Raw genomic sequence first — 22,297 nt, 5'->3', positions numbered from 1 at the left:
CCCCTTCCGTGGTATCCACCCCGGGGCTGCCCTGAACATCATTTCAGAACATGGCGCCCATCAACACCAGTATCAGCAGCGGGATGGCGACCCAGCGCGTGACACGACGCCACGTCACAAAAAAGCGTTCACTGCTGCCCAGCGCCTGCAGTGATCGCTGCTCATCCATGACCCAGACCGCAAAAAAGGCGATCAGCAACCCGCCAATGGGCAGCAGGATATCGGTGGGCACGGTCGTTGCCAGATCAAAGAACGTCATGCCTGTGATCGGCTGCACCTCAGAGAGCCACGAAAACGACAACGCCGAAGGGATCCCCACCAGCCAGACGCCGCTGCCGATCAAAAACGCCGATGTCATTCGATGCAGCCCGGCGGAATGGAGCATGGCCACCATCGGCTCGGCAAGATTGATGGAAGACGTCCAGGTCGCGATCAACAGCAGCACGAAGAAGCAGCCCAGCCACAGCTCACCACCGGGCATCTGTGAAAAGGCCACCGGCAGGGTCACGAACATGAGCCCCGGGCCGGAAGCCGGATCCATCCCCTGCGAGAAAACGATCGAAAAGATGGCAATCCCCGCCATCAGTGCCACCGCAATATCCAGCAGCGCCACGGTGACCACGGCGCGGGGCACGCTCTGGCCCTCCGGCATATAGGCGCCGTACGCCATCAGCGCACCGGCGCCCACCGCCAGCGTAAAGAAGGCATGACCCATGGCGTTGAGCACCACCATGAAGGTGACCGCCTGAGGATCGGGCCAGAAAAGCCAGCTCAACGCGGTACCAAACCCTGTCGTGGTAGCCGCATAGCCGACCAGCACGATCAACAGCAGATACAAAAGCGGCATCAAAAGATTATTGAGTCGCTCAAGGCCACTACCCACCCCGAAGGCCACAACCGCCATCGTCAGCACCATGAAAAGCGTCTGATTGACGATGACCCGGCCAGGACTTGCCAGAAAGGCATCGAAGGCGGCACCGATTTCTTCGGGCGTGCGGGCGGCGAAATCGCCACTGAATGCATCGACCAGATACTCCAGCGACCACCCCGACACGACCGCATAGAAGGAGAGAATCAAAAAAAGTGTCACACCGCCGAAAAGCCCCAGAAGCCCCCAGTGTCGGCTGCCGCCCGCCTCGCGGGCCAAAAAGGTCAGGGCCTGCACGGGTGTGCGCCGCCCCGCGCGTCCAATCAGGATTTCGGCCACCATGACCGGCAATCCCAAAAGCGCCACGAAAGCCACATACAGTAAAAGAAAGACCGAGCCTCCGTTTTCACCCACCATCCAGGGAAAGCGCCAGATATTGCCCAGACCCACCGCCGCACCCGTCACTGCTATAATGAACGCACGGCGCGACCCCCAGCGCTCTACCACTTCGGACATGTCCTGCATCCCTGTCTTACCGCGCCATGATGCGCACTGAATCAACTCATGGTGGCGCACGTCCGCATTGAAACCGGCGCCCGACACCCTCATTGTCAACAGTATATCTTTCGCCAACCGCGAGGTCGCTTCATGTCTACCAATCCTCTGCTCGAATCCCATCCGCTTCCCCCCTTCGATGCCATCACCCCGGAAATTATCGAGCCGGCCATGGACGAGCTGCTTGCGCGCAACAAGGCGGCCATCGAAAGGCTGGTCGAGGAAGGCAGCTACACCTGGCAGGGGCTGGCCGCACCGCTTGAAGCCATCAACGACCAGCTCTCCCAGGCCTGGTCGCCGGTCTCGCATCTCAATGCCACCATGAACTCCCCGGCACTGCGCGAAGCCTACCAGGCCTGCCTGCCAAAGCTTTCGGCCTATGGCACCTGGCTTGGTCAGCATGAAGGGCTTTTCAAGGCCTTCCAGACGCTGGCGCAAAGCGAGGAGTACGATCGTCTGGATCAGGGACAGCGCAAATCGATCGACAATACCCTGCGAGATTTCCGCCTGGCCGGTATCGATCTGCCCTTTGAAAAAAAGGCCCGATTCGGCGAAATCCAGGCCAGGCTTTCAACGCTTTCCAACACCTTTTCCAACAACGTGCTGGATGCCACCCAGGCATGGCATCTGGATGTGCCGCGCGAGCGTCTGGACGGCCTGCCCGACAGCGCCCTTGAAACCCTGGCAGCCAACGCCCAGGCCAAGGGCGTCGAGGGCTATCGCATCACGCTCGACTTCCCGAGCTTTTTCCCGATCATGAGCCATGCCGACGACCGTGCCCTGCGCGAAGAGGTGTATACCGCCTTTGTCACCCGCGCCTCCGATCAGGGCCCCAACGCCGGCGAGTTCGACAACTCCGACGTCATGGCCGAGATCGTAACGCTGCGACAGGAACTTGCGGCACTGGCAGGCTTTGACACCTACGCCGACTATTCGATGGCCACCAAGATGGCCGACAGCCCGGATCAGGTGCTCGACTTTTTGGGCGATCTGGCCGAACGCGCCGTACCGCAGGCCACGGAAGAATTTCGAAATCTCGGTGACTTCGCCCGCGACGAGCTGGGCATCGAGACCCTGGCCCCCTGGGATACCGGCCACGCCAGCGAGAAGCTGCGTGAAGCACGCTACGCCATTTCCCAGGAAGAGCTGCGTCCCTATTTCCCGGCCCCTGGCGCTGTAGATGGGCTTTTCCGGGTTATCGGCAAGCTCTTTGACGTCAGCTTTCGCGAAAATACCGAGGCACCACGCTGGCACAGAGATGTGCGCTTTTTCGACATTCTCGAAAACGGTCACCCCATCGCCGGGTTCTACCTCGACCTTTATGCCCGTGAAGGCAAGCGCGGTGGCGCGTGGATGGATGAATGTCGCGTCAGGCGCGTACGCGGCGACGGTGACATTCAGCTGCCGGTCGCCTATCTGACCTGCAACTTCACTCGCCCGGTGGGCGACCGGCCGGCGCTTTTGACCCACGATGAAGTGCTGACCCTGTTTCACGAGTTCGGCCACGGCCTGCACCATATGCTGACGCGCCAGGACGTCGCCGACATCTCGGGCATCAATGGCGTGGCGTGGGACGCCGTCGAGCTGCCCAGCCAGTTCATGGAGAACTACTGCTGGGTGCGTGAAGGCCTCGACCTGATCGCCTCGCATGTCGACACCGGTGCCCCGCTGCCCGATGATCTGCTCGAGCGTCTGCAGGCCGCCCGCAACTTCCAGTCCGCCATGACCATGGTGCGCCAGCTCGAGTTTTCGCTGTTTGATCTGCGCCTGCACCGTGAGCACCAGGCGCCGAATGCCGAAGACATTCAGTCACTGCTGGACAGCGTGCGTCATCAGGTCTCGGTGGTGCCCAGAGTCGAGTTCAACCGATTCCAGCACGGCTTCAGCCATATCTTTGCCGGTGGCTACGCCGCCGGCTACTACAGCTACAAGTGGGCGGAGGTGCTCTCCGCGGATGCCTGGTCGGCCTTTGAAGATGCCGGCGTTTTTGATCAGACCACCGGCCTGCATTTTCGCAGCAGCATTCTGGAACAGGGCGGCGCCCGGGATGCCGCGGTCCTGTTTCAGGAGTTTCGTGGCCGCGAGCCCAGCATCGAGCCGCTGCTGCGCCAGAGCGGCATCCACCAGAGCGCCTGATTCCCTGTATCACGACCGGCAGTTCGACGCTGCCGGTCAGGAGATTCAATGAGCCAGTCAACCCCCAAGCGTTTTATTGCCGGCGCCATCTGCCCGCGCTGCAGCGCCATGGATCGCATTCGAAGCTGGGAAAGCAACGGCACCCGCTATCGCGAGTGCGTCAGCTGCGACTTCTTCGAACAGCTCCCCATGACCGAAGACACCCTCGACCCGCTGGAAACACGCGTCTCCAAAAGTCAGCCCGCCGAGGAAAGTGAGGACTTTCAGCCCGTTAAAATCATCGACCCGGGCAAACGCTGAACGCCCCGGCATCAAAAAGGCCCTGCCGGTTACCCGGCAGGGCCTTTTTATCATCAGCGCTTGTGATCAGCTGTTGTCTTCGATCACACCGCAGGCCCAGCGTCCACCGCCGCCACCCAGGTGCGGGGGTTCGCTGTAGGTGTCGCCACCTTCATGGATGATGACGGCGTGGCCGGCAAGGTCGCTCTCTTTCAGGCGAGGCGCCAGCACCGGCGTTGTGACGTTGCCATCTTCATCGGCCACTACCAGGGGCATATCACCCAGATGGCTGTCTTCGGCATACGGACCGCCGTGATGATCCGTCTCTTCCGGGTCAAAGTGACCGCCGGCAGCACCGGCCGGCGTCACTTCGCCGTTGTCGGTGGACGGGTCACAGCTTGGGTTGGTGTGCAGATGAAAACCGTGCATGCCAAAACCCGGCAGACCCGAGATATCGGGTGTGGCCAGAAGACCGTAATCGGTGTCTTCGAAGGTTACGGTGCCGACAGAGTCACTGACACCCTCATCCGTTGCCTTGTGCAGCTCTACGGTGGTGTCGGCCATGGCCAGCGGCGTTAAAGCCATCAGTGCTGATGCCAGAAACAGTCTTTTCATTGGAAATCCTCTCAAGTCAGCCCATTAACGATTGGCGTACCCTCAAGACTAGTTCGTCTGCTCGAATGCCACCAATCAATGCCGGGTCTTCTCAAGCGACAGGTCAGCCACGAGACTTGTGCAGGCGTCTGCCTGATTGAGCGTGTAAAAGTGCAGTCCCGGCGCCCCCTGATCCAGCAGCTGCTGACAAAGCCGCGCCACTACTTCATGGCCGAAGGCCTGAATACTGGCACTGTCATCACCGTAGGCTTCAAGCTGTCGCCGCATCCAGCGCGGAATCTCGGCACCGCACATTTCGGAAAAACGGGCGAGTTTGGTGTAATTGGTGATCGGCATGATGCCCGGAATGATCGGCACATCCACGCCGCGGGCGCGCACCCGATCCACGAAATGGTGGTAGGCATCCGGATTGAAGAAATACTGTGTGATGGCCATATCGGCACCGGCGCGCACCTTGTCGACAAAATGATCTACATCGCGCTCGAAGCTGCTCGCCTGAGGATGGCACTCCGGATAGGCCGCCACGGTCAGATTGAAATGATCCCCGGTCTCTTCACGAATAAAATCGACCAGATTTCGCGCGTAGCGAAACTCTCCGACCCCCATCATCCCCGAAGGCATGTCGCCACGAAGCGCCACGATTCGCTTGATACCGTGCTCGCGATAAAACGTTAAAAGCCTGCGGAGGTCCTCCTTGTCACTGGCCACGCAGGACAAGTGCGGCGCCGTGCAGATGCCGGTATCGCGCGAAATGTTTTTAACGGCATCAAAGGTGAAATCACGCGTGGTGCCACCGGCACCGAAAGTCACCGAGAAAAAGCGCGGATCGAGCTCGGCCAGCTTTGTATAAACCTCCGGCAACCGATCACGGCCTGCGTCGGTACGCGGCGGGAAAAACTCGAAACTGATTTCGGGCGGGCGGGCATCACTCATGAGTCAGGAGATCCTTTTGACAAGACATGCATCGACCGGGCCGGAGCATCCGCACGCTTCCAGTGGGCCCATTGACGGCAGCGGTCGACCATCGGTTAATGCCATGTATTGTGACGACACCGATGAATCAAACCAAATGAAAGATTCGGGGGATCTTATCAAGCAGGATTCATGATCAAGCGCGTGAGCGCCCGAAAAAAATCAGGGCGTCGAAACCTGTGGTTCGACGCCCCATGAAGATGGCGGAAAGGCGTGGGAGTCGAACCCACCAGGGACTGCTGGCAGCCCCTCTCGGGTTTGAAGCCCGAGCGCCCCACCGGGGAACGAAGCCCTTCCTTGGTCAGACCATTTCAGCAGGTGCTAAAACGTGAGCGCATGATAGCGTAATTAATGCCACATGTCGGCCCGACGCACGACATGATCATCGCGCACCCGCCGTGTATAGCCGATTCTGTCAAAAAATTCGAGGATCAGCACGGCCAGCTTGCGCCCGATACCCAGCTGGTCCCGGAAACTGGCCACATGTGCCGCGCCCTGCTGCGCCTCGAGACGCTGAATCATGTCGGCCATATCAAACACGGATCGGGCCAGGAAAAAATGATCGCGGCGCACATGATAGACGCGCCCCAGACGGGCGGCCGATGTGAGTACCTGACGCACCTGCCCCTCATCGATATTTTCCAGACCGGCCAGATCCCGCACGCGCGGCGGGTCAAAGGCCGTTGCTTCAAGGTGTGGCTGAATCCTTTGCCAGAGCGCTTCGTCTTCGGCCGACAGCGCCGCCTGATGATCCGGCAGCGACAAAAAGGGCCCCTGCTGTTTCAGCATGCCTGCCGTCATCAGCGGTTGAATGATCTGGCGAAACAGGGCGCTGGGCAGACCCGGCATGACCTGACGGCGCAGCCGCTCGCGTTCGGTGCCGAGCATGGCCGGCTCACGCTCGTGATTGTCGGTGACCACCTCGAGAATACGTACCCGAAGTGACTCCAGAGCCTGTGGCGAAAAGGCCCGCATATCCTGCCCGGCGCTGATGACCCATGCCCCCAGCGCTTCGAACTCACGGGCCAGCGAGGCAGGCGTTCGATTGAAGTTTCGCGCCAGGCCATAAATATCCGGGCCATCCTGACGCAGCGTCAGAGCCATTTTGAGCGGCTCGGCCAGAGACATGCCGCTGGCGCTGCTGTCCATGACCGCCTGACGGCAGCTTTCCAGCCACTGCAGCCGGGCCGGCGAGCGCTGGCCGCGACGCGGCGGCGCCCCGTCAAGCACCACGGCGCCACCAATGGTATGACGCGCGCCATGATCGCGGACGATCACACGATCCCCCATGCAGGCATGCAGCGGCGTTTCAAGAATCATCTGAGCCAGCATGCGCCCACCGGGCAGCAGCTGCTGCCCCTCCAGCAGGGAAATGCGTCCGGTGACATGCGAGGCCCCCAGGTGCAGATGGACACCCGACCAGTGGCTCAGGGGCGGGGCATCTTCCAGAAGTTCCAGAGCGATATCCACGCGCGTCAGCGACGGCGTGGGCAGCGCCTGGGCCACCACCCAGTCACCGCGCTGAACGGTTTCGCGATCGATGCCGGGACCGGCAAGGTTCAGGGCAAGCCGGTCGCCCTGACGAGCATGTTCTGCCACCCGCCCCTGCCGTCGAAGCCCCCTGACGCGGGCCCCCTGACCGGATGGAAACAGTCTGACATTGTCACCGACCGAAATCTCGCCGGCCACAACCGTCCCCGTGACCACCAGCCCCGAACCGGTCTTGGTAAAGGCGCGATCCACAGCCATGCGGAAATTGCCCTGAGCCACCTCGGCATCGCTGGCCTGGGCGCGACGCCAGAGCTCCTCCTTGAGTGCATCGATGCCTTCGCCTGTCCGACTGGACACTTCAAAGACGTGCGAATCCTCCAGCGGTGAGCCGGCCAGCAATGACCGGATCTGTTCATGCACCTCTACCAGTCGCTGGCGCTCGACCAGATCACATTTGGTCAGCGCCACCACACCGCGATCGATGCCCAGAAGACGCAGTATCTGCATGTGCTCCCGTGTCTGGGGCATGACGCCATCATCGGCGGCCACCACCAGCAGCATGGTGTCGATACCTGCGACACCCGAGAGCATGTTGTGGATAAATTTTTCATGGCCGGGGACATCGATAAAGCCCAGCTCGAATTCATCAAGCGTCTCCGGATAGGCGTAGCCAGCCTCGATGGTCAGCCCCCGCGCCTGCTCCTCTTGCAGACGGTCGGTGCTGATCCCGGTCAGCGAGTGAATCAGGGCTGTCTTGCCATGATCTACATGGCCTGCCGTTCCTACGATCATGATCCCTGTTCCCGATTCAGCGAGAGATGGCCAAGCTGTTCCATGAAGGCACGTTCGTCGGGCTCGCCCTGCAGACAGCGTAGATCAAGCCACAGCGCCCCATCGTGGAGTCGCCCGATCACGGGTCGGGGAAGCTGTCTGAACGCCGCCTCGATTTTGCGCAGCGAATGCTCGTCGTGATGTCGCTCCCGGGTGGGCGGTGCGATCACAAGCGCCCGGCTGGGCAGACGATCCACCGGCAGCGCGCCGCTGCCCAGCTGGCTCCGGCAGGGGGCAATGCTGACCTGCATTCGCGGCAAATGCTCGACGAGGGCGGGCAGCAAACGCTCGGCCGTGGCCGCGATGTCGGCTTCGGCACGCGTCAGTAGCGCCAGGGTCGGAATATCACGCTCGATCTCGTCGCTGTCCCGATAAAGCTGAAGGGTCGCTTCCAGCGCGCTCATGATCAGCTTGTCGACGCGCAGGGCACGCTTGAGCGGATGGCGACGGATGCGATCGATGCAGTCACGGCTGCCCACGATCAGACCACACTGAGGCCCGCCAAGGAGCTTGTCGCCGCTGAAGGTCACCACATCCGCACCGGCCTCGATGCTCTGATGGGGGCGTGCCTCATCGGGCAACCCCAGAGCCGCCATGTCCGTTAGCGCACCGCTGCCCAGATCCACGATAAAGGGCACTCCTTGATCGTGGGCAATACGCGCCAGCTTGCTTTCCTCCACGGCGGCCGTAAACCCTTCTACCGCATAGTTGGAGGTGTGCGCCTTGAAGATCATGCCCGTGGCATCACTCATGGCCTGCTCGAAATCACGCGCGTGCGTGCGGTTGGTCGTCCCCACTTCGCGCAGATAGCAGCCCGAGGTATGCATGATGTCGGGCAGGCGAAACGAGCCGCCGATCTCGATGAGCTCACCGCGTGAAATGACGACTTCACGGCCGGCCCCCAGCGCCGACAGCGTCAGCACCACGGCGGCGGCGTTGTTGTTGACCACGGTCGCGGCTTCGGCACCGGTCAGTTCGCACAGCAGCGATTCGACGACCTGGTCGCGATCACCCCGGCGTCCGCTATCGATGTCGTATTCCAGCGCCAGCGACTGCCGGGCAGCGCGCGTCATGGCATCAATGGCCGGCTCGGCCAGTGGCGCGCGCCCCAGATTGGTATGAATGACGGTACCGGTCAGGTTGAACACGCTGGGGGCATTGGAAGCGGCCAGTGCTTCGGCACCGGCCAGCGCCCTGGTGACCAGCTGTTCCTGATCAAGGGGGGCGGCGTCAGAGGCGGAGAGACGCTTGCGCTCATCAACCAGCAGTTCGCGCACCGCGCGTCTTTTGAGACGACGGCTGACCGGCGAGCGCTCCATCGCATGATGGGACAGCAGCACATCCACTGCCGGTAGATAACGTCGCGGGTCATCCATCAAGGACTCCTTTCATGGGGTGAGAGCGTTCATACATGAAACACGACTCATCTTTTAATACAGGCACTGCCATCAATCCAGACTCATGCAAAAGGCCGGGCAGTGACAGGTCAGAATCGGAGCACAGGCCACACAATCGTTCAAGCCGGTTATCATCCCTTAAAAAAGTCTTGAAACAAGCTCGGGGCGTCGTTCATGGAGACCAATTTGATATAACAACATAAAAAAACGCGCTCATGTTGAGCGCGTTTGTACAGACAGGTCCTAGGGGTCACCCCGCGACAAGCCAGGGATTGTAGCTGCTTCGCCCGATATCACGCTCATTGGCGATCATGATATCAAGCCCCAGACTGGCCAGATCGTCTGCCAGGGCATCGGCATCCACTTCGGTGTCGCGCTGAACGATCTTTACATAGCTTTCGCACTCGCCACAGGTTTCGGCCCTGACCGGCAGCGGGCGCTTGCCATCCTCGCCTTCAAGACCAACATAATCCAGCTTGCCGGTTTCAAAGCAGGTTGTGCAGCGCGCCCGCTCCATGTACCACTCGGCGGCACAGATCGAGCACTGCATATAGCGCACGCGTGAGCGTTCACGCCCCACCTGAATGATACTGGCCACCGGCAGCGCGCCGCAGCAGGGACAAACGGTCTGCGCCGTGCCTTCCGCCCGCTTTGGCGGCCGTGGCAGCACCGAGCACTGACGAAGCCAGGCCACCTGCAGGGCGGCGGCCACCAAAGGCATGAAGGCGCGGGTGTCTTCACTACCGGTGCCGGCACTGAGCACTTCGGCGGCGATTTCCCGACGACTCGACGCATCCAGCGCTCGCAGCCGGTGAATCAGCTGCTGCTGCGCCTGCCCCACGTTGAGCTCCAGGGCGTCACAAAGCGCGTCCAGGTCTTCCTGCCAGTCCAGATCATGCTGCAGTGTCTGCGCCATGAGGGGTGGCATACCGTGTTCAAAGGCCAGATCGAAGGTCTCAGCGTCCGGCTGGAAGGTGCTGGTACGCTTTTGCAATACCTGATGCTGCGCCTGCGCCAGGCGCGCGGCAAACCCAAGGAAATCGGCCATCGAGCGCATGCGCCTGGAAAGATCGCGCAGGCGGCGTGCCCGATGACTGAAAAGACGCCGTTCGGGCAGCACCACGGCGGGGGGTTCAACGACCCCGCCGGGGGCAGCACCGTAATCATGTTCAGCCTGAGGTTCGGCCGTCATGGCGAGCTCCGTGATGGGATGTCGTGTCACGCCCGTGAGCGTTCTCGTCTCCCGCGCGCTGCGAAGGGTCTTCCATCTCCTCTTCATACCAGAGCGGATGGTGGTGCTTTGCCCAGGCATGCGTGACGCGGCCGCGAGTCATGGCCTTGATCGAGCCCTTGACCCAGATAGCTGCGTAGACGTGCACGATGATGGTCGCAATACCGATGAAGGCGGCCAGCGCATGCACAAGGCTTGCCACACGGATGACCGGAACGGGAAAGAACCCGGCAAACCAGGGGCGCCACATGATCACGCCCGTGATCAAAAGCACCGGAATGCAGAGAATCAGTGCCCAGTAGACCATCTTCTGGCCCGGGTTGTACTTGCCGATCGGCGGCAGTTTCTCATCCCGGTTGTTGAGCACATCGCCCATCTGACGCATCCACTGCACATCGTTTTTCATCAGCATATTATGCTTGAGCTGTCGCACCGCGATGATGACAAACAGCACAAACAGGACCACGCCGATGAAGGGGTGCAGCACTCGCGACCAGACCGGTCCGCCCAGCGTGTGGCTTAAAAAGAAAAACGGTGGATGAAAGAAGGCAAGTCCTGACAGTGCCAGCAAGATAAAGGCGCCTGCCATGGCCCAGTGGTTGGCCCGGGTACCCGGGCCGTAACGCAGCATGGTCTTTTGTTTCTTGAAATTCATGACCGATGCTCCTCTTCACGTGAGACACGATGATGATCATCGTCTTCGCCAAAGACTTCCTCATCCGTAGGCTCTTCCTTCGGGCCCTTGGTGATGTAGTGGAAGAAGCCGGCAAACGCCGTGATCCCCAGAATCGCGGACATGATGGGCTTGGAAATGCCCTTCCAGACGCCAACGACCGGCGAAATGCGCGGATCCTTCGCCAGCCCGCTGTAAAGCCCGGGCTCGTCGCTGTGGTGCAGCACGTACATGACGTGCGTACCGCCCACGCCTGCCGGATCATAGATACCGGCATGCTCGTAGCCGCGCTCTTTCAGGTCGTTTACGCGCTTGTCGGCGCGCGCCAGCATGTCCTTTTTGCTGCCAAACTCGATGCAGTTGGTCGGACAGGCCTTGACGCAGGCCGGCTCCAGTCCCACGTTCACACGATCAGAGCACAGGGTGCACTTGTAGGACTTGCTGTCCTTTTCCGAGATGCGCGGAATATTGAACGGGCAACCCGTGATGCAATAGCCGCAGCCGATGCAGTTGTTGGAATCAAAGTCGACGATGCCGTTGGCATACTGAACGATTGCGCCCGGGGCCGGGCAGGCCTCAAGACAGCCCGGCTCGGCGCAGTGCATGCAGCCATCCTTGCGGATCAGCCAGGAGAGTTCCTTCTCCTTGCTGACATCCTCACCGCCCACAAAGTCCGTTTCGACTTCGTTAAAGCGCATCACCGTCCATGACTCGGCGGTCAGATCCATGGGGTTGTCATACACCCCGTGGCACTCGCCTACCTCATCACGCAGATCATTCCACTCCATGCAGGCGACCTGGCAGGCCTTGCAACCGATGCACTTGGAGACATCGATAAGCTTGGCCACTTCCACCACATTGTCGCGTGCATGGGGTGCCGGCAGTGTCGTCGCGGAACGGGCAACGATATTTTGTGAGTTGATCATATGCCCTCCCTTATGCCTTTTCGACCTTGACGATGAATGACTTGTATTCCGGTGTCTGAGTATTGGCATCACCCACGACAGGCGTCAGGGCATTGATCAGATAGCCCTTTTTCGCCACGCCGGTGAAGCCCCAGTGAATCGGAATACCCACGTGATGCACGTCACGATCCCCGATGCGCAATGGCTGCATGCGTTTGGTCACTACCGCCACGGCCTTGATAAAGCCGCGATTGGAAGAGACCCGCACCCAGTCACCGGCCACAACCCCCACTTCCTCGGCGAGCTGATGGCTGATTTCCACAAACTGTTCCGGCTGCACGACAGCATTGAGACGGGCGTGCTTGGTCCAGAAGTGGAAATGCTCGGTCAGACGATAGGTCGTGGCGGCGTGCGGGAACTCTTCTCGAGTGCCCAGCGCCTTGCGATCCTCATCGTAGATCCGGCCTGCCGGGTTGTTTTTCGCCAGCGGGTTGTTCGGATGCAACGGGTTGTTGTCGATCGGCGATTCAAACGGTTCGTAGTGTTCCGGGAACGGACCATCCACCATGCTCTGACCGGCGAAGAAGTGACCCACGCCTTCCGGCTGCATGATAAACGGGCCCTGACCCAGCGCAGGATCAGAGGTGACCGGGAAGTCCGGGATGTCGGCACCGACCCAGCGACCCTGTTCACTGCTCCACCAGACAAACGCCTTCTCGCGCCCCCAGGGCCTGCCCTGCGTATCAGCACTGGCGCGGTTGTACAGCACACGCCGGTTGGCCGGCCATGCCCAGGCCCAGCCCAGCGTGTTGCCGGTACCGTATGGGTCGGAGTTATCGCGGCGCGCCATCTGATTGCCGTCCTGAGTCCAGGCACCGGAAAATATCCAGCACCCCGAAGCGGTACGGCCATCAGCGGTCATTTCCGAGAAGCTCGACAGCAGCTCGCCGGCCCGACGGGTGACGTTGCCGTTGTCGTCGGTCAGATCGACCAGCGCGCGACCGTTATACTCCTGCGCCAGCTCTTCCGAGGAGGGCGCTTCGGGAATGTCGTAATCCCAGTCCAGATTCAGGATCGGGTCGGGGAACACGCCGCCTTCCTCGCGATACAGATCACGAATGCGGATGAAAAGCTCACCCATGATGCGCGTATCCGGACGCGCCTCTCCCGGCCCCTGGGCGGCCGCCCAGTGCCACTGCAGCCAGCGGGCACTATTGGTAATCGAGCCGTCATCCTCGGCAAAGCAGGTCGTGGGCAGACGAATGACTTCGGTCTGGATCTGTGAAGGATCCACATCGTTGTATTCGCCGTAGTTTTTCCAGAACTCGCTGGTTTCGGTATTCAACGGGTCCATGACGACCAGATACTTCAGCCTGGAAAGTCCCTCGGTCACCTTCTGGCGATTGGGGAACGATGCCAGCGGATTGAAGCCCTGACAGAAATAGCCGGTAAGCTCGCCCTTGTGCATGCGCTCAAAGGTATCGAGCACGTCATACAGCGGCTTGGAAAGCTTGGGCAGCCAGTCAAAGCACCAGTTGTTGTCCTCGGTGGCGGCATCGCCGAACCAGGACTTCATCAGGCTGACATGGAATTTCTCATAGTTTTTCCAGTACGAGACCTCGCCTTCCAGAATCGGCTGCTTGGCACGCTTTTGAATGTAGGCGCTATAGTCCTGTTCTTTTGCGTTGGCCAGCGACATGTAGCCCGGCAAAAGCTGCGACAAAAGACCCAGATCCGTCAGACCCTGGATATTGGAGTGACCGCGCAGGGCGTTGATACCGCCCCCCGGCATGCCCATGTTGCCCAGCAGCAGCTGCACCATGGCCGCGGTACGAATGATCTGCGAGCCGATCGAGTGCTGCGTCCAGCCCAGCGCATAAAGAATCGTCATGGTCTGGTGCGGCACGGCCATCTTGCCGATTTCCGACCAGATATGTTCGATGTGCTCTCTGGGCATGCCACAGATGCTCGACACCGTATCGACGTCGTAGCGGCTGTAGTGCTCGCGCATCAGCTGATAGACGCATCTTGGGTGCTGAAGCGACATGTCACGCAGGGCGTAACCGTCGTCCCCCAGCTCATACATCCAGGACGACTTGTCGTCGTAGGAGTGGTTGTCGGGGTTGTAGCCGGTAAAAATACCGTCTTCGAAACCATAGTCTTCACGCACCAGAAGCGAGGCATCGGTGTAATGAAGAACGTATTCACGCTGGATCTGATCGGTCGTGATCAAATAATGGATCAGACCGCCCAGAAACGTGATATCGGTTCCGGTACGAATAAAGGCCTTGTAGTCGGCGACCGCACAGGTACGCGTATAACGCGGATCAATGCAGATCAGCTTGGCCTTGTTGTGCTCGAGCGCTTCAGTAACCCAGCGGAAACCCACGGGGTGAGCCTCGGCAGAATTGCCGCCCATCGAAAGAATCAGATTGGCATTGCGGATGTCGACCCAGTGATTGGTCATGGCACCGCGACCGAATGAAGGGGCAAGACCTGCCACCGTCGGTCCGTGTCAGACGCGCGCCTGGTTGTCGAACGCTACCATGCCAAGGTTACGTACCACCTTGTGGGTGATGTAGCCGGCTTCATTTGATGAGCCCGAAGCGGCCAGAAAGCCGGTCGTGGTCCAGTGATTGACCGTGGCGCCATTGTCGTCACGCTCGACGAAATTGGCATCACGGTCATCCTTGATATAGCGCGCGATCTTGTTAAGCGCCTCATCCCAGCTGACGCGCTTCCACTCATCGGAGCCCGGCGCACGTACCTGCGGGTATTCCAGACGACCGTCGCTGCGCACAAAGTCCAAAAGCCCCGAGCCCTTCGGGCACAAAGAGCCACGAGAGACCGGATGGTCCGGGTCGCCTTCAATGTGGAAGACTTCCTGGCGAGCGTTTTTGGAACCGTCGCCATTGCTGTAGATCAGGATGCCGCAGCCTACCGAGCAGTAGGTGCAGTTGTTGCGGGTTTCCTTGGCATGCGTCAGCTTGAACTGACGCACGGACGCTTCAGCTGACTCCGGGGCAAACCCCATCATCGCCATGCTGGAAGAGGCAACGCCTGCCGCCCCCAGCTTGAAGAACTGTCTTCGGGTTACATTAACCGTCATGGGTCAATCTCCTCGTCGCCTGCCGGCGTACCAGCTGTCAGGGCGGGCAGGCGTCATGCTTGAACATCGGCCCGGGGGGCGCGATGTGGCCAGTCACTGTTTATCGGCATGACATCACCGATTATTAATACTTCCCATGGCTGGGATGGTTTTTATCGAGTACTGCAAAGAAGGGAATCAGGATCTGAATGCCATCGGCATCATGAAGACAAAATGTCGCATAAACCGATTTTCCGGCACATTCTACGTTCTGTCATCATCGAGTTTCAAAAGTAAACGTCACAATTTTTTGATGCCTGTCAAAACCTGACGGGATTCAGTCTGTTACGAGACTGGCGCAGTGACGCCAAAATTAATGTTTTTTTAATCCGGGCTCGATTCGGTCTCTTCATCGGCCAGCCAGTCTTCTGCTTCGGTTTTTTCCCGCTGGCCGGAAGGCGGTCTTGGGTCATCCACCAGCGTCTTGTTCTCCCAGTCCACCAGGCGCAGCCGGCCGTCGAACTCCTCGACCAGCGCCGTACAGTTTTCTACCCAATCCCCGTCGTTGCAGTAGACAAAACCTTCACACTCGCCGAAAAACGGGATGTGAATATGCCCGCCGATGTAGCCATCCACGTTTTCCCGACGCACGCGCGCCAGGGCCGATTGCCGAAAGGCGTCGGCAAAGGTTTTCACGTTGCTGGAGCGTCGCTTGAGCGCCGCCGACAGCGACCAGTACGGGCGGCCCATGCGACGCCGGGCCTGAACCGTCCAGCGATTGGTACGACGCATGGTATGCAGCGCCATCTCTCCGACCACCAGTTTCCAGCGGGGCGCCTTGAAATGACCGTCAAATTCGTCGCCGTGGCTGACCAGTAACCGCCTGCCATCTTTTGTGACATGCACGGCGTCGTGGCGGACTTCGATGCTGCGAAAGGTTTCGCCACAGAAGGTACGAAAGGCCGCGTCATGGTTGCCCGGAATATAGATGACCTCACAGCCGGTACGCGCCAGCCGCAGGATATGACGAACCAGACGCTGCTGATGAACGTCGAGTACCGAGATGGCCCGACGCTTCATGGCGATCAGATCAAAGACATCGCCGACCAGATACAGCCGCTCGGGGCGCACCAGCCGCATCAGATTGAGCAGCAGCTGTGCCTGAGCATCAGGCGTGCCCAGATGAAGGTCGGACACAAACAGAGTGCGTGCATTGGGCCTTCTGGCCATCGAATCCTCCCGGACAGTCTCGACAACGCATGACCTGCGTCGCATTAAATACCTTCAATGACGGACAATTATCGACATAACATCGACATCCGTCGAATCTCCCCCAATAGAGGGTAACGAGAACGGCTACGCTTATTATGCATGTATCGCGTTGCCATTATTAAAGGAGAACACTGATGTCCGCTGTCAGCGAAAAGGTCTTTATCAGCCCCGCCCGCTATGTTCAGGGCGCCAACACCCTCTCCCGCGCCGGCCACTACGTCTCGCAGCTGGGCAAAAAGGCCCTGATCATCGCCGACGATTTCGTCTGGAAAATGGCCGGAGACACGCTGAGCGACAGCCTCAAGGGCAGCGACATCAGCTTTGAGCGGGCCATTTTTGAAGGCGAATCCTCAACGGCCGAGATCGACCGACTCGTGGCACAGGGCGAACAATACGAGGCCGGCGTGGTCATCGGCTTTGGCGGCGGCAAGACGCTGGACACGGCCAAGGGCGTGGCCGACAGAATGAATGCGGCCTGCGCCGTGCTGCCAACAACCGCCTCAACGGATGCCCCGACCAGCGCCCTGTCAGTGATCTATAGCGATGAAGGCGAGTTCGAGTCCTATCGCTTCTACGACAAAAACCCCAACCTGGTACTGGTCGACACCGCCATTATCGTCAACGCCCCGCCGCGCTTTCTGGCCTCCGGCATTGCCGATGCACTCGCCACCTGGGTCGAGGCGCGCGCCGCCATTCGAGCCTGCGCCACCAACATGGCCGGCGGCCAGTCCACCCTTCTGGGCCAGACCATCGGCGAAAAGTGTGAAGAGGTGCTCTTTGATCATGCCCTGCTCGCCTGGCAGGCCAACGAGGCCGGCATCGTCACGCCCTCGTTTGAAGCCGTGGTCGAGGCCAATACGCTTTTAAGCGGGCTGGGCTTTGAAAGCGGCGGTCTGGCCGGGGCACACGCCATCCATAACGGGTTTACCGCGCTGCACGGCGAAATCCATGAGCTGACCCACGGTGAAAAGGTGGCCTACGGTACCGTAGCGCAACTGATTCTGGATCAAACGCCCCAGGCCGAGCTGGAAGAGTATCTGGATCTTTACCTGGCTCTGGGCCTGCCGGTGACACTGGAAGCCCTCAAGCTCAAGGATGTCAGCGACGACGACCTTTATCGCGTGGCCGAGGCCGCCCTCAAGGAAGGCGAATCGATCCACAACCTGGCCTATGCCCTTACGCCGGATCAGGTTGTTTACGCCATCAAGGCCGTCGACGTCCATGCGCGCGCCTACATGGAAAAGCTTGGCTGGGAGTAATTCCCACCCGCTGAAAAAGGGCCGCCCGGCGGCCCTTTTTCAGATCTGTCAGCACTCGATTTTGCGCCTTTCACATTAAAGGGTGCCGGGCGCCATGCTGACAGTTACCTTGCCTTTTTCCATGTGACCGGACCGGAAGCCGAGACTCATGCAAAACGCCGACATTGCCCGTACCCTCAACCGCCTGGCCAACCTGCTGGATATCGAAGGCGCCAATACCTTTCGCGTGCGTGCCTATCGCAGTGCAGCACAGACCATCGAATCCCACCCTCATGCCCTGCAGGACATGGTGGCCCGCGAGGAACCACTGACCGAGCTGCCCGGTATCGGTCGCGACCTGGCCGAAAAGATTACCGAGCTGATCAATACCGGCCACCTGCCGGTTCTTGAAGAGGCCGAAAAACGTCTGCCGCCCGGACTGTTACAACTGATGCGCGTCGGCCAGCTGGGCCCGGCACGCGTGCGCCAGCTTTTTGAAGCACTGGGCATCGACAGTCTCGACGCGCTGAAAAAGGCTGCACGCAACGGGCGTATCAGAACGCTCGAAGGCTTTGGTGAAAAGACCGAAGCCGGGATTTTGAAAGAGGCCGAACGCCTGGATGATACCCCGCCGCGCGTACGACTCGATGAAGCCCACCAGGTCGCCGCCGACCTGATTTCCTGGCTTGAGCGCGCCGGGGGCGCACAGCGACTCAGTGCAGCCGGCAGCCTGCGACGCGGCCGCGACACCGTCGGCGACCTCGACATTCTGGTCAGCAGCGAGGACGCCGCGGCGGTCATGACACATCTGGCCTCGTATCCGGAAATTGCCGAGACCGTCTCTCACGGCACAACAAAATCCACGCTCCTTTTGCATTCAGGGGTACAGGTGGACGTTCGTGTGGTCGACGACGAGAGCTTCGGCGCGGCCCTTTACTATTTCACCGGCTCGCAGGCCCACAACATTGCCACGCGTAAAATGGCGACCGAGCGCGGCCTCAAAATCAACGAATACGGTGTCTACAGGGGTGAAAAACGCCTGGCAGGACGCACCGAGGAAGAAGTGCTGGCGCAGATCGATCTGCCCTGGATCACGCCCGAACTGCGGGAAAACCGCGGCGAGATCGAAGCCGCCCGGGAAGGGACGCTGCCGGCGCTGGTCACGCTGGATGACATTCGCGGCGATCTGCACATGCACACCACCGCCTCCGACGGCAGGGCAAGCCTCGAGGAGATGGCGCACGCGGCCAGACAACGCGGCTATCGCTATATCGCCATTACCGATCACTCGAAACGCCTGGCAATGGCCAACGGCCTGGACGCCAAACGCCTGCGCGAGCAGATGAGCGAAATCGATGCGCTCAACGAGCGGCTGAAAAACTTCACCGTGTTAAAGGGCAACGAGGTCGATATTCTGGAAGACGGCGCACTGGACCTCCCTGACGATGTCCTCAAGGAGCTCGATGTCTGCGTGTTCTCGGTACACTCGAAGTTCAACCTGTCTCGAGAGCAGCAGACCACCCGCATCCTGCGCGCCATGGACAATCCGCACGTCAATATTCTGGCGCATCCGACCGGGCGCATCATCAATGGCCGCCAGGGGTATGACGTGGATATTGAGGCCGTACTGCACGGCGCCAGAGAACGCGGTGTCTTTCTTGAAATCAACGCCCAGCCCGCCCGGCTCGACCTTTCCGATCACTGGGTGCACATGGCGCGCGACATTGGCGTGGCCCTTGCCATCAATACCGATGCTCACGCCACCGATCAGCTGGGGCACATGACACTGGGCGTCACTCAGGCCCGCCGTGGCTGGCTGGAGAAAAGCGATGTGCTCAACACCCGCACCGTGACCCAGCTCAAGAAAATGATGCGCCGCTAGCGACGCTTTTCAGACCGCACCGGCCATTAACAATACGCCGCCGGCCGCGATGGCCACGCCGCTGGTACGCTGCACCCATCGCCTGCCCCGACTTCCCGCTACGGCCAGTGCGATCAGCACACCAATACCATGCAGCGCCGCGGTCGCCAGCATGAACCCCATCAAATACGGCCCGACGTGGCCGCTGGCCTCGGTGGCATGGGCATGACCATGCAGCACGGCAAACACGCCGATACAGGCAAGAGAGGCCAGGGTCACGCCGGCGGATTGCCGCTGCCCGCCCGTGAGCGTCAAAAGCCCGAACACCACCACTGACAACAAAATACCCGGCTCCACCAGCGCCATGCTCACACCGGCCCAGCCCAGCAGCGCGCCACCGGCCATGGCTGTCATGAAGGTCAGGGGTGCGATCAGCACCCGCTGTGGCATGACAAATCCCGCCCAGAGCCCGACAGCGATCATGGCCAGCAGATGATCCGTTCCGGTCAGCGGATGCAGGAGTCCGGCGACCAGCCCCGAGCCATGCTCATGCCCGGGATGCGCCATCGCCGGCAGGGAAAGTGTCATCAGCGTGGTCGCCAGTAAAAGGGGCAAGGAGGAGCGCATACGATTATCCTTTCAAGTTGGAGCGATCACCGCACCTGTCGGGGGACAGATCACGAAGCGGTCATTATGTCGTAGTTGCCCATCGGTCCCGACCTGCTACGACGAAGGATTAAGTCACTGCCAAGGGCACTGGCTCTGCTCGACACGGCGCATCTGCTGGCGGATGTTTTCTGTTGTCTCACAGGAGGCTTTCCAACACTCACTCCACGCTGATACTGATCCGGCTTTCCTTGCCGCCGATCGAGGCACGCGAACGACTGCCGCCCTTGTGAACCTCGAGCCAAAGCGCCCCGTCGTCCAGCACGATCAGCTCTGCCATCAGCGCCACGCCCTGAAAATGACGCCGGGTCGGCAGACGCCCCTGCTCCGTGATCACCCGCCGCCCCCAATCTGCGCGCGTAATCTCCCAGCGCGCACTAAAGCGCGTATCGGGCGTACCGGTCATTTCAACAACAATGTCGGATGCCATGGCTTCGCTACCGGCAGGCGCGCAGGTCAGCATCGTTGCCAGCACCACAACGCCCAGCGCCTTCAGACCGTACTCGAAAAACCTTTCAGGCAGTTGGCTGCCAGTGCGTCGAAACATGGCGGTTTACCCCGCACGCCACCAATGTGGCATCACATCCTTATACAACAAAAGCCGCCCCGAAAACCCCTCTCGGGGCCGTCGGGGCGGCTTTATTGTGGATCAGACCGACTGACTCGCCGGCCGGTTCATCACCTAGTAGCGGTACTCGTGCGGCTTGAACGGCCCTTCCTGCGGCACGCCGAGATAGTCGGCCTGCGTCTGAGTCATTTTGGTGAGCGTGCCACCAAAGCCTTCGACCATATAGCGGGCCACTTCCTCATCAAGCTGCTTGGGCAGCACTTCCACCGTGACCTCCGGACGCTCGGCCACCGGGATATCGGCGAATTTGCGCTCATAGAGATGAATCTGTGCCAGCACCTGGTCGGCAAAGGAGCCGTCCATGACGCGCGACGGATGACCGGTCGCATTGCCCAGATTGACCAGGCGGCCTTCAGAGAGCAGCAGCAGATAGTCCGCGCTGGTCGGGTCAAAGTTGCCCGGCGTACTGTCGCGATAGATCTTGTGCACCTGCGGCTTGATCTCTTCCCACGCCCAGTTCTTGCGCATGTAGGCGGTGTCGATCTCGTTGTCGAAGTGGCCGATGTTGCAGACCACAGCGCCCTTTTTGATCGCGCCCAGCATGCCGGCGTCACAGACGTTGATGTTGCCGGTAGTGGTCACCAGCACATCGATCTTGCCCAGCATGTACGTATCAAGATTGCTGCCCGACTCGTCGTTGGCACCGTCGATATAGGGCGAGACAACCTCGTAGCCGTCCATGCAGGCCTGCATGGCGCAGATCGGGTCGACTTCGCTGACCTTGACGATCATGCCTTCGTTACGAAGACCGGCGGCCGAGCCCTTGCCCACATCGCCGTAGCCGATCACCAGCGCCTGCTTGCCGGAGAGCAGATGGTCCAGACCGCGCTTGATGGCGTCCGACAGCGAGTGGCGGCAGCCATACTTGTTGTCGTTTTTCGACTTGGTCACCGAGTCGTTGACGTTGATGGCCGGGACACGCAGCGTGCCCTTGCGCATCATCTCGACCAGACGGTGAACCCCGGTGGTGGTCTCTTCGCTGATGCCGTGGATGGCATCGAGAAGTTCAGGGTGCTCATCGTGGAGCATCAGGGTCAGATCACCGCCATCGTCGAGCACCATGTTCGGGCGCCAGCCTTCCGGCCCCTCGATGGTCTGCTGGATGCACCACCAGAATTCCTCTTCGGTTTCGCCCTTCCAGGCAAAGACCGGCGTACCGGCAGCCGCAATGGCAGCCGCGGCCTGGTCCTGGGTCGAGAAGATATTGCACGACGACCAGCGCACGCTGGCACCCAGCTCGATCAGCGTTTCGATCAGCACGGCGGTCTGAATCGTCATGTGGATGCAGCCGGCAATGCGGGCGCCCTTGAGCGGCTGCTGGTCGCGATACTTGGCGCGAATCTTCATCAGCGCCGGCATCTCGGTCTCGGCGATGCGGATTTCGCGGCGGCCCCAGTCGGCCAGACTGATATCGGCGACCTTATAGTCCTGATTGACGGCGTTTTCGGCAGTAGCCATGAAACACTCCTGGCAGATAGCGGGCGCCGTTGAATCCGGGGTATCCAGCCCGAGCCTCGCAAAAACCCTCTTTGCTGCAGCGCCCCTCGGGTGGACATGACGCCTCACGACAACGTGAGACGCAAAATACTGG

General features: G+C 60.4%; 17 protein-coding genes, 1 tRNA gene and 1 riboswitch. Of the genes, 4 read left to right on the top strand and 14 right to left on the bottom strand.

The annotated features are described in order from the left end of the window. Positions 1-43: 43 nt before the first annotated feature. Positions 44-1,384, bottom strand: a complete 1,341-nt coding sequence (locus tag ACXMYO_RS15600) for a sodium-dependent transporter (protein WP_457809403.1) — start codon at positions 1,382-1,384, stop codon at positions 44-46. Between the two features lie 132 nt (positions 1,385-1,516). Here ACXMYO_RS15600 and ACXMYO_RS15595 point away from each other — a divergent pair, with 132 nt between their 5' ends. Then, complete coding sequence (locus ACXMYO_RS15595; protein ID WP_457809402.1) at positions 1,517-3,559, top strand: M3 family metallopeptidase; 2,043 nt, start codon at positions 1,517-1,519, stop codon at positions 3,557-3,559. Positions 3,560-3,607: 48 nt separating this feature from the next. Next, positions 3,608-3,859, top strand: coding sequence for a YheV family putative zinc ribbon protein (locus tag ACXMYO_RS15590; RefSeq protein WP_438765863.1), 252 nt, complete (start codon positions 3,608-3,610; stop codon positions 3,857-3,859). A gap of 66 nt (positions 3,860-3,925) precedes the next feature. Here ACXMYO_RS15590 and ACXMYO_RS15585 read toward each other — a convergent pair whose 3' ends face one another. The 10 genes from ACXMYO_RS15585 to ACXMYO_RS15540 all read right to left on the bottom strand — a co-directional run bounded on the left by ACXMYO_RS15585 (position 3,926) and on the right by ACXMYO_RS15540 (position 16,271). Further along, positions 3,926-4,453: a superoxide dismutase family protein gene (locus tag ACXMYO_RS15585; protein WP_438765861.1), complete on the bottom strand. Its 528-nt coding sequence runs from the start codon at positions 4,451-4,453 to the stop codon at positions 3,926-3,928. 75 nt (positions 4,454-4,528) lie between these two features. Then, positions 4,529-5,386 carry a methylenetetrahydrofolate reductase [NAD(P)H] gene (gene metF, locus ACXMYO_RS15580; protein ID WP_438765860.1) on the bottom strand — a complete coding sequence of 286 codons (858 nt, stop codon included), beginning with the start codon at positions 5,384-5,386 and terminating at the stop codon, positions 4,529-4,531. A 240-nt stretch (positions 5,387-5,626) separates the two neighbouring features. Continuing rightward, positions 5,627-5,722: transfer RNA gene (locus ACXMYO_RS15575), tRNA-Sec, on the bottom strand. A 51-nt stretch (positions 5,723-5,773) separates the two neighbouring features. Next, on the bottom strand, positions 5,774-7,708 hold the full coding sequence (gene selB / locus ACXMYO_RS15570; protein ID WP_457809401.1) for a selenocysteine-specific translation elongation factor: 1,935 nt from the start codon (positions 7,706-7,708) through the stop codon (positions 5,774-5,776). Beyond that, entirely contained in the window at positions 7,705-9,123 is a 1,419-nt protein-coding gene (selA, locus tag ACXMYO_RS15565) for an L-seryl-tRNA(Sec) selenium transferase (protein ID WP_457809400.1), read from the bottom strand. The genes selB and selA overlap by 4 nt, the downstream gene beginning before the upstream one ends. Positions 9,124-9,394: 271 nt before the next feature. Beyond that, positions 9,395-10,336 carry a formate dehydrogenase accessory protein FdhE gene (gene fdhE / locus ACXMYO_RS15560; protein WP_438765856.1) on the bottom strand — a complete coding sequence of 314 codons (942 nt, stop codon included), beginning with the start codon at positions 10,334-10,336 and terminating at the stop codon, positions 9,395-9,397. Beyond that, entirely contained in the window at positions 10,314-11,030 is a 717-nt protein-coding gene (locus ACXMYO_RS15555; RefSeq protein WP_438765855.1) for a formate dehydrogenase subunit gamma, read from the bottom strand. The genes fdhE and ACXMYO_RS15555 overlap by 23 nt, the downstream gene beginning before the upstream one ends. After that, a complete protein-coding gene (gene fdxH, locus ACXMYO_RS15550) occupies positions 11,027-11,974 on the bottom strand; it encodes a formate dehydrogenase subunit beta (protein ID WP_438765854.1) in 948 nt (315 codons plus the stop codon). Before fdxH ends, ACXMYO_RS15555 begins: the two co-directional genes overlap by 4 nt. 10 nt (positions 11,975-11,984) lie before the next feature. Next, positions 11,985-15,062 carry a formate dehydrogenase-N subunit alpha gene (gene fdnG, locus ACXMYO_RS15545; RefSeq protein WP_438765853.1) on the bottom strand — a complete coding sequence of 1,026 codons (3,078 nt, stop codon included), beginning with the start codon at positions 15,060-15,062 and terminating at the stop codon, positions 11,985-11,987. Positions 15,063-15,425: 363 nt separating this feature from the next. After that, positions 15,426-16,271 carry a UDP-2,3-diacylglucosamine diphosphatase gene (locus tag ACXMYO_RS15540; protein ID WP_457809399.1) on the bottom strand — a complete coding sequence of 282 codons (846 nt, stop codon included), beginning with the start codon at positions 16,269-16,271 and terminating at the stop codon, positions 15,426-15,428. 176 nt (positions 16,272-16,447) lie between these two features. On the opposite strand from ACXMYO_RS15540, the gene ACXMYO_RS15535 reads away from it, so the two are divergent. Both ACXMYO_RS15535 and polX read left to right on the top strand, forming a co-directional pair. Continuing rightward, positions 16,448-17,572 carry a glycerol dehydrogenase gene (locus tag ACXMYO_RS15535; RefSeq protein ID WP_457809398.1) on the top strand — a complete coding sequence of 375 codons (1,125 nt, stop codon included), beginning with the start codon at positions 16,448-16,450 and terminating at the stop codon, positions 17,570-17,572. A 148-nt stretch (positions 17,573-17,720) separates the two neighbouring features. After that, positions 17,721-19,433: a DNA polymerase/3'-5' exonuclease PolX gene (gene polX / locus ACXMYO_RS15530; RefSeq protein ID WP_457809397.1), complete on the top strand. Its 1,713-nt coding sequence runs from the start codon at positions 17,721-17,723 to the stop codon at positions 19,431-19,433. Positions 19,434-19,442: 9 nt separating this feature from the next. Here polX and ACXMYO_RS15525 read toward each other — a convergent pair whose 3' ends face one another. The 3 genes from ACXMYO_RS15525 to ahcY form a co-directional block, all read right to left on the bottom strand. Beyond that, positions 19,443-20,039, bottom strand: coding sequence for a HupE/UreJ family protein (locus ACXMYO_RS15525; protein WP_457809396.1), 597 nt, complete (start codon positions 20,037-20,039; stop codon positions 19,443-19,445). A gap of 199 nt (positions 20,040-20,238) precedes the next feature. Continuing rightward, on the bottom strand, positions 20,239-20,625 hold the full coding sequence (locus tag ACXMYO_RS15520; RefSeq protein ID WP_457809395.1) for a hypothetical protein: 387 nt from the start codon (positions 20,623-20,625) through the stop codon (positions 20,239-20,241). Between the two features lie 135 nt (positions 20,626-20,760). Further along, positions 20,761-22,164: an adenosylhomocysteinase gene (ahcY, locus tag ACXMYO_RS15515; protein ID WP_438765846.1), complete on the bottom strand. Its 1,404-nt coding sequence runs from the start codon at positions 22,162-22,164 to the stop codon at positions 20,761-20,763. A 14-nt stretch (positions 22,165-22,178) separates the two neighbouring features. After that, positions 22,179-22,258: riboswitch (S-adenosyl-L-homocysteine riboswitch) on the bottom strand. Between the last annotated feature and the right edge of the window lie 39 nt (positions 22,259-22,297).

The sequence above is a fragment of the Kushneria sp. EE4 genome, from assembly GCF_977968315.1.
This window is presented reverse-complemented; position numbering and strand designations above follow the sequence as displayed.